Source organism: bacterium (assembly GCA_040757115.1).
GTDB lineage: Bacteria > UBA9089 > CG2-30-40-21 > CG2-30-40-21 > SBAY01 > JBFLXS01.
Genome location: JBFLYA010000164.1, coordinates 1 through 8,344, shown reverse-complemented (window position 1 = coordinate 8,344; position 8,344 = coordinate 1). Strand labels below are relative to the sequence as shown.

Sequence of the window (8,344 nt, the reverse complement as noted above, 5' to 3'; positions counted from 1 at the left end):
CTGGCTATCCTTCCATTTCCATCAATAAATGGATGTATTCCTACAAATTCCTTGTGTAATAAAGCAGAATATTCTATGGGGTGATTGGCTTTCTTTATACTCGGGAGTTCCTCAATAAATTTTTTCATTAGTTCTGAAATCTTTTCAGGCGAAGGAGGAATATACCTTGAGCCTGTAATAATAACCCTTGTTTTTCTATATCGCCCAGCATTCTTTCTATCTATGTGATAAAAAAACAGACGATGCAAATCTAAAACATTTTCTTCGGTTATTTTTCTTTCTTTTGATAATTTAAGAAGTAAATCATAAGCTTGACTATGTCCTACTGCTTCATAGTGGTCTCTTAAGGGTTTTCCACCAATAGTTATCCCATCTTCTAAGACTATCTTTGTTTCAGTTTCAGTAAGCGAGTTCCCTTCAATAGCATTGCTTGAGTAGGTAAGACCTATCCTATAATATTCCCTTATCTGTTTTAATAAAGAGCCTTTTATCGGACGACAGGAATCTATTTCTTTTTTTAAAATATCAGATTTTTCTATTCTATTTTCATACATAATTTTCACTATTTTAAATTATATCATATTATTTAAAATTTGTCAAGAAAAAATTTAGTATTTTGAAATAAAAATATCCATTTAGTCAAAGATATTGTCTCTATGTCAATAAGAAAATAGCAAATTAGTGAATTGAGTTAATTAAGCGAATTAGTTAATTAGTGGATTAGCCTTCTCTCAATCTCTCCATTCACTCAATTTGCTTAATCTCTTAATTCGCTCTCTCATATCCAGGTCAAGAAATCTCTAATCATCCTAATAAAGGCACGGAGTTGATTAAAAGATTTAATTCTATGAAGTGTTTTTAAAATTAATTTTCCTCGAAGATAAAACTTTTTAAAAGCCTGTTTGCGAAATTCCATAATTTTATCTGCAGTTATAGTTGGTAGGTCTAATACGGAGAAATTTTGCTCAAATTTAGTCCAGTCGGTGGTATTACTCCACTTTTGTTCAAGTGCCTGTGAATATAACTCCGAGCCAGGGAAAGGAACGGCACAATAATATTGGGCAAAGTCAAGGTCTAAGTCAATCGTCCAGTTTATTGTTTGGTTAATCGTTTGTTCGGTTTCGCCTGGTAATCCGAGAATGCAATGCCCTGTAACCTCAAGTCCAGCTTCTTTTGCCCATTGCACAGCCTGTTTTGTTTGCTCCAATGTCGTGCCTTTTTTCACACTATCCAGAACCTGTTGATTTCCCGACTCAACCCCATAGCCAATCATCCAGCATCCTGCCTCTTTAATCTCCCGAAGTAAGGTTAAATTCACATTATCTACCCGACTATTGCATACCCAGGAAACCTTTAATCCCCTGGAAATGATTTCTTCACATACCTCCATCACAAATTTATTATTAATGGTAAATGACTCGCTCCAGAATAGAAATTCTCCTACGCCAAATCTTTGTTTTACCCATTCTAATTCATCCACTATTCTTTGAGGTGATTTTAGCCTTAATTTAGTCCCATAAAATGCCTTGTCGGCACAAAAGGTGCATTTGTAAGGACAACCCCGTGAGGTAGCCACAAGTAGAAAAGGCTCATCTTTAAATGGCATACGATAATCCTGTGGGTCTATCAAATGCCAGGCAGGAAAAGGCAATTCGTCTAAATTTGAAATAAATTCCCTATCCGGGGTATGAATAATTTTACCATTTAACCGATAAGAAAGCCCCAGAATATCTTTTATTTCTCTTGAATCGCGTAAGGCTAAACTTAAATCTCTAACGATAAATTCTGGCTCCCGACGAATACAATAATCAAGGTCTGAAAAACGCATCAGACATTCCTCTGGAAGAATACTCACATGAATTCCTAAAGCGGCTATTTTTACCGATGGAACTACCGTTTTAGCCAATTTAGCTACCTCTAAATCACTTTTGATTGATGGGGTAGAGGTATTTAAGATGATGAGGTCAGGTTTAAAATCAGCAATTTGGGTCTTTAAGGAATTGGAATCGATATTTTTAATAATACAATCAATAAGTCTAACCTGAATATTTTCCTTTTCTAAAACACTGGCACAGATGGCTAAGGTAATTGGTGACCAGGTAGAAGTCCAGGCACCCTGTCGTTGCATACATCGCCCTTCACGAACAACCTTTACTCCATTAGCGGCAGGTGGATTAATCAAAAATACCTTCATATTGTTAATATATAACATATAATCAGGACTCTGTCAATATATTTTTTTCCCTGAGGTGCATAATTATAGTTGAAATTTTTTAAGAGATATGATATATTCTTACAGAGGAAACAGGTGATGAAAAAATTCCTTTCTAAAATGGGTTTATTAACCTTATTTGGTATTGCCTTCGGTCATCTTGAAGGGATAGTTGTTGCTTATATTCGGAATATATTAAAAACTATGCCACAAGAAAAATGGGCCGAGGTAACGATAGCTACAACAATGCGTGACTATAACCTGTTATTTATTGAGCAGACTCGCGAGGTGGCAACAATTATTATCCTCTTATCCTTATCTTTCTTAGTTGGTAAAAGAAAATTAGAGTCATTCTGTATCTTCCTCTGGACATTTGCTATCTGGGATATAGTTTATTATATTTCTTTGTATATTTTGCTTGGCTGGCCACCTTCTTTATTGACTCAAGATTGCTATTTTCTTATTCCCTGGCCATGGATTGGACCAGTGCTCCTCCCGGTAGCGGTATCTGGAGTGATATTAATCATTACAGGCTATGTATTGTTTAAAATAAAGGGTTTGGAAGATGAATAAAATAAAAGAAGCAAATGGTGAATATAAAACTAAAAACGCAATACAGGAAGCAATAGATTATGGGCTTGATGTTACTTTGCTGTATTCCACCCTGGCACTGACGCCAACGCAAAGAATGAAAAGACATGACAACTTCTTGAAAGAAATAGCAGAATTAAGGAAAGCCGGTGAAAAAAAACATGCTAAATTTTAAAAGAATATTAACAACGCTAAAAAATCAAAATGTCCATTTTGTTCTAATTGGGGGACGCGCCGCGGTGGTACAGGGTTCTGCATATCCAACTTATGATATTGATATTTGTTATGCCAGAGACAAAGAGAATTTAGAAAATATCATAAAAGCACTTGCTCCATTCCATCCGTATTTAAGAGGAGCCCCAAAAGATTTACCTTTTATCTTTGATGTGAAAACACTCCACATAGGATTGAATTTTACCTTTTCAACCGATATTGGAGATATTGATATATTAGGAGAGGTGCAAGGAATTGGCAATTATGAAGATGTAGTCCAATATTCTGAGATTATAGAAATCTATGGAATGCCCTGTTCTGTTTTAACCGTCGAGGGATTAATTAAGTCCAAGAAGGCAATAAGACGCCCAAAGGATGAACCAATAATAAAAGAAATGGAAGCAATCCTGGAAATTCATCAACAGCAGGAAAAAAAGGAGGTGAAAAAACTATGTCATCAGAAGTCGAAAAACATGAACAAGAAGATAAATGGTTTAAACAACATGAAGAGGATTTAATCGAGACGGCAAAAGAAAAGAAAAGGATAGCGGAAGAGGAAAAGCAAAAAGAACTCCATTTTATGCACTGTCCAAAATGTGGACATGAATTGCACCACATTAATATAGAAGGAATTGTGCTGGATAAATGTGATAAATGCGAAGGGCTGTGGTTTGATAAAGGTGAATTAGAAGAACTCCAAAAACGCGAACACGAACATAAACATAAATTCTTTGGAAAATTTATAGAGATGTTTAAGTAATGGTGATTGGTAACCATCTAATTAATTATGAATAAAATTGATATAACCCCTTTACTAACCCAAGTATCCAAACCGACGCGATACTTAGGAAATGAAGTTAATAGCATTCATAAGGATTGGGCAAAGGTGTCGGTAAAAGTAGCCTTAGCCTTTCCGGATGTTTATGAAATCGGGATGTCTCATCTGGGTCTGAAGATTCTTTATCAGATACTTAATGATGTGGAGGATGTATCCGCAGAACGGGTCTATACCCCGTGGTTTGATGCACAGGAAGTAATGCGGAAAAACGCTATCCTGCTTTTTAGCCTTGAATCACGACTACCCATTAAAGATTTTGATATTCTGGGATTTAGCCTACAATATGAATTGACCTATACGAATATCCTGAATATGCTTGATTTAGCCCAAATCCCTCTTCTTGCTTCTTCCCGCAATAAACAATTTCCATTAGTTATTGCGGGTGGTCCTCTAACTTTTAACCCGGAACCGTTAGCTGATTTTATTGATTTATTCTGCATTGGTGATGGAGAAGAAATTATCCTTGAATTAATCGAGGTTTATAAACAAAATCGGCATAAATCAAAATCAGCCCTTTTACTCGCTTTAAGTAAAATAGAAGGCGTGTATGTCCCTTCTTTTTATCAGGTAGATTATGATAGAGATAGACGGATTAAAAAATTTAGTCCAAAAATAGCCGATGTCCCTGAAAAAATCAAAAAGCGTATTATTAAAAACCTTGATAATGCAAAATTCCCAATTAAACAAATCATTCCCTTTATGAATATTGTTCATGACCGGGCATCATTAGAGATTCAACGAGGTTGCACGCAAGGCTGTCGATTTTGTCATGCTGGAATGGTCTATCGTCCACTTCGGGAAAGGTCGGTATCTTGCCTCTTGAATCAGGCTACTGAACTTATCTCTAACACCGGCTATGAAGAATTATCATTGGGCTCTTTGAGCACCTCGCAGTATTCTTATATTTTAAATTTAGTCAATTGTCTCCATACACAATTTGGCAATAGTGTAAGTTTATCCTTACCTTCTTTACGGGTAAAACCACCTATCACGGAAATTTCATCTATCCTGTCTAAAATCAAACCTACGGGTCTGACGCTTGTCCCGGAGGTAGGCACTTCAAAGATGCAAAAGGTAATTAATAAAAAAGTGATGCTTGAAGAACTAACTAATGCCATTCAGTCTATATTTCAAGCAGGTTGGCGCGGGGTGAAACTCTATTTCATAATTGGTTTGCCACTCGAAAATTATGAGGATTTAGATGGAATTATTGATATTATTTATAAAATAAATAAGATTTGTAAAGGCAGACATAATCTAAAGATAAGCCTATCTTCTTATGTCCCAAAACCGCATACACCATTTCAATGGTGTGGACAATTGCCCAAAGAGGAATTAATCGCCAGACAACATTATCTCCTTGATAAATTGCCAGGGGAAAAAATAGAAATTAGCTGGCATGATACAAATTTAAGTTTTTTAGAGGCAGTCTTCTCAAAAGGCGACCGCAGATTAGGAGCGGTGTTATTAAAGGCTTATGAATCAGGGTGTAAATTTGATGGCTGGAACGAGTATTTTGACTTTGACAAATGGCAGAAGGCATTTGAAACGATGAATATCAACCCGATGTTTTATGCGAATAGACCAATGGATTTTAATGACATTCTACCCTGGAACCATATTGATGCAGGCGTAACTAAAGATTTTCTCTGGCAAGAATACCAAAAGGCAATTAAAGGAGAGGAAACTCCAGATTGTAGAGAAACTCAAAAATGCAATCAATGTGGTCTGGAAAAAGAATGCACTTATCAGAGCACAGAGCCAAAATACCAGTTGCCAATCACCAATTACCAATCACCAGTTACCAATCACCAGTTACCAATTACCAATTACCAATTACCAGTTACCAAACTAAGGGTAAGGATTAAGTTCACCAAAAAAGGGGATGTGCAATATATCTCCCATTTAGACCTGATGCGGGTTTTAATGCGGGCGATGCGAAGGGCAAATATTCCTGTGGCGATGACTCAGGGCTATAATCCTCATCCAAAACTTTCCCTTTCACACGCATTAGCCGTAGGAATAAGTAGTCAGGCAGAGTATGCGGATTTAGATTTATATCGACCGATAAAGTTGGATGAATTAATCCTGCAACTCAATCAAACTTTACCCGAAGGAATAAAAATCCTGCAAGCAGGTTTTGTCGCAACTAATTGTCAATCTTTAACTTCTCTTATCAATCGATTAGTCTACAAAATACAACTAAAAGAATGTATCTCAAAATCAAAGATTGAAGAATTTCTGGCAAAAGAGGAAATCTTAAGTTTTAGAGAAGGCAAAGAGCTAAATATCCGCCAGTTTATCGACCAAATCACTGCAAATGAACCAAATGAGTTATTAGTTTGTTTTAAAGTAGATAATGGGAAAACAGTAAAGTTCCCGGAGTTCTTACAGGCATTGTTAGGAGAAGAAAAACAAGTGGAGAATATTAGCCGGGTTGACCAATTCTATAAAGATAATTTTGGAAATTCGCATTCTCCTCTATAGGATAAACTCCGCAGGTGTGTAATTGGTCAGTTAAATTAAGTTAAACATTTCGCTCCTACGGAGCTGAATTCTTTAAGGATTATCATAGTCTACAAATATATCACTCCTAACGGAGTTTAAAAATATATTCAGCCCTGTAAGGGCGAAATGTTTATAGATTTATCGTCTCAACATCAAATTAGCTCCGTAGGAGCGATATGTTTATTGAGAAAGTGATAGATATTTTCGTGCAAAAGTTAGTTGTCAGATTATTGCTAACTGCACAGGTCGAAATTTTGTTGACTAACTTTAGAATCTTATAGTATACTTAATTCTAAAAGATATGGTTTCACTAAAAAATATAACTATCAAACAAATATTTTCTTGTATCATTGCTCTTCTTTTAATTATCTTTTCTGAAGCACGACCTGTGCCTTTTTTAATTGGCGTAGTGATAGTTTCAGTGGGAGAGACAATTCGGTTTTGGGCAGCCGGTCACCTGAAAAAGGATAAATCCTTGACCATCACCGGACCTTACGCCTATGTCAAAAATCCACTTTACATAGGCACACTCCTGGTGATAATTGGTATGTGCCTGTGTGCTTATAATTTCTACATCCTTGCCTTTGGATTAACCGTTTTTTTCTTTCAGTATCTTCCTTATAAACTAGAAAAAGAAGGTTCTCGATTAGAAAAGATATTCGGGGAAGAATACATTGCCTACGCAAAACAGGTCCCCAATCTTATCCCCAAATTAACTCCATACCGTCCAGAAGGCAAAGCGATAAAAAAATGGAGTTTTGAACAGGTAAAAGGCAATAGTGAGCATTTGACCTTTTTAGCCATTTTAGCCGGGATTATCTTAATTAGCAGAAATTTATGGATTAGGGGATAATGGGTTAGACTACCATATAGAAGTCAAGGATTTTTGTAACTATTCAGCCACTGATGGACACGGATGAAACACTGAAAATTCATAATCCATGTCCGTTTTCCGTGTCCGTAATTAGGCTGAAGGGTTCTTCTGAAAATCGGGACTCGGGACTCGGGGTTCGGGACTCGGGAAGGCTGGTAGGCGCACGACCCATGCTCTGCATGGGTGCCCCGAGCCTGATTTCATCTGTGTCAGTGGAGGAAATTTCTACCCCCTAACCCCCGCCAGCGGGGGATAATCCGCCTCTGACCTCTGTCTTCTGTCTCCTCTGCCCTCTGCCTTCTGCCCTCTGCCTTCTGCCCTTTGCTATTTATCCGTGTCAATCTGTGTTAATCCGTGTCAATCACTGGCTGAATAGTTACGAAAAAATAAGGAGTTTTTTAGAAAGGCATATAGTTACTAATTAAATAATGACAAAGAAAGATTAGTGTCAGATTTCAGATTCCTATGCCTTTAATTAACTTCCTGGCAGTTATTTCCAATATACCCTGGCGGGTTAAAAGGCGACCTGTATTTAATAATTCCTTTGCCATCATAACCTTATCTTCTCTTATATCTTCAGTTTTTAATACAGCAAGGATAAGTTTAGTTATTTCGTAGGCAGTTTTACCTTCTGCAGATAAAGTAAGTTTATCCTCACCTTTAGAGATAACCGTTTCCTGACCTTTTGTCGGAGCAAATTCTTTTGGATGTTTAATTGCCTCTTCAAAAGATATTTCAGGAGCAGGTTTTCGTTTAAAGGTATCAGGTTCTTTTTGAACAGTTTCTTGAGTTCTGACTAAATCAGCTAATTTGAATATATCCATTTTTATCACTTTACCGCAGTTAGAGGATAGAGGTCAGAAAATCGGTGGTGTCTGAAAATAACTCTAATCGTGAAATCTATGCAGATTTGGTGTCCAAAAGGGATTTCCTCCAAAGAGCAAAATGCAAAAAGCAAATATAAAAATTACATATCAAAATGTAAAATTATCTCTTTCCTTTCAGCGTTAAAATACTTGAAGCAAAGATATTACCAAATTCCTCCAACTCTTTGAGAAACCCTGCTACTTCCTCTTTGAAATTTGATTTGTAATTTTGCATTTTGATA

General features: G+C 36.5%; 9 protein-coding genes. 6 read left to right on the top strand and 3 right to left on the bottom strand.

The genetic code is table 11. The annotated features are described in order from the left end of the window. On the bottom strand, positions 1-554 hold a 554-nt coding region (locus AB1422_13435), incomplete at its 3' end, for a Fic family protein (protein MEW6620314.1). A gap of 224 nt (positions 555-778) precedes the next feature. Next, positions 779-2,194: a radical SAM protein gene (locus AB1422_13430; protein MEW6620313.1), complete on the bottom strand. Its 1,416-nt coding sequence runs from the start codon at positions 2,192-2,194 to the stop codon at positions 779-781. A 117-nt stretch (positions 2,195-2,311) separates the two neighbouring features. Between AB1422_13430 and AB1422_13425 the strand changes: the two genes are divergently transcribed. The 6 genes from AB1422_13425 to AB1422_13400 all read left to right on the top strand — a co-directional run bounded on the left by AB1422_13425 (position 2,312) and on the right by AB1422_13400 (position 7,215). Continuing rightward, complete coding sequence (locus AB1422_13425; protein ID MEW6620312.1) at positions 2,312-2,785, top strand: hypothetical protein; 474 nt, start codon at positions 2,312-2,314, stop codon at positions 2,783-2,785. Next, a complete protein-coding gene (locus tag AB1422_13420) occupies positions 2,778-2,978 on the top strand; it encodes a hypothetical protein (GenBank protein MEW6620311.1) in 201 nt (66 codons plus the stop codon). The genes AB1422_13425 and AB1422_13420 overlap by 8 nt, the downstream gene beginning before the upstream one ends. Then, a complete protein-coding gene (locus AB1422_13415; GenBank protein MEW6620310.1) occupies positions 2,953-3,534 on the top strand; it encodes a hypothetical protein in 582 nt (193 codons plus the stop codon). Before AB1422_13420 ends, AB1422_13415 begins: the two co-directional genes overlap by 26 nt. Continuing rightward, positions 3,468-3,776: a zf-TFIIB domain-containing protein gene (locus tag AB1422_13410; protein MEW6620309.1), complete on the top strand. Its 309-nt coding sequence runs from the start codon at positions 3,468-3,470 to the stop codon at positions 3,774-3,776. The genes AB1422_13415 and AB1422_13410 overlap by 67 nt, the downstream gene beginning before the upstream one ends. A 27-nt stretch (positions 3,777-3,803) precedes the next feature. Continuing rightward, complete coding sequence (locus AB1422_13405; GenBank protein MEW6620308.1) at positions 3,804-6,341, top strand: TIGR03960 family B12-binding radical SAM protein; 2,538 nt, start codon at positions 3,804-3,806, stop codon at positions 6,339-6,341. Between the two features lie 322 nt (positions 6,342-6,663). Then, a complete protein-coding gene (locus AB1422_13400; protein ID MEW6620307.1) occupies positions 6,664-7,215 on the top strand; it encodes an isoprenylcysteine carboxylmethyltransferase family protein in 552 nt (183 codons plus the stop codon). A 476-nt stretch (positions 7,216-7,691) separates the two neighbouring features. On the opposite strand, the gene AB1422_13395 is transcribed toward AB1422_13400, so the two are convergent. Next, a complete protein-coding gene (locus AB1422_13395; GenBank protein MEW6620306.1) occupies positions 7,692-8,060 on the bottom strand; it encodes a hypothetical protein in 369 nt (122 codons plus the stop codon). Positions 8,061-8,344: the final 284 nt, after the last annotated feature.

What these genes read in the sequence shown, in the direction of transcription:
- AB1422_13400 (MEW6620307.1), top strand. Translation starts at nt 6,664, where the DNA reads ATGGTTTCACTAAAAAATATAACTATCAAACAAATATTTTCTTGTATC.
- AB1422_13410 (MEW6620309.1), top strand. Translation starts at nt 3,468, where the DNA reads ATGTCATCAGAAGTCGAAAAACATGAACAAGAAGATAAATGGTTTAAA.
- AB1422_13425 (MEW6620312.1), top strand. Translation starts at nt 2,312, where the DNA reads ATGAAAAAATTCCTTTCTAAAATGGGTTTATTAACCTTATTTGGTATT.
- AB1422_13420 (MEW6620311.1), top strand. Translation starts at nt 2,778, where the DNA reads ATGAATAAAATAAAAGAAGCAAATGGTGAATATAAAACTAAAAACGCA.
- AB1422_13395 (MEW6620306.1), bottom strand. Translation starts at nt 8,060, where the DNA reads ATGGATATATTCAAATTAGCTGATTTAGTCAGAACTCAAGAAACTGTT.
- AB1422_13430 (MEW6620313.1), bottom strand. Translation starts at nt 2,194, where the DNA reads ATGAAGGTATTTTTGATTAATCCACCTGCCGCTAATGGAGTAAAGGTT.
- AB1422_13405 (MEW6620308.1), top strand. Translation starts at nt 3,804, where the DNA reads ATGAATAAAATTGATATAACCCCTTTACTAACCCAAGTATCCAAACCG.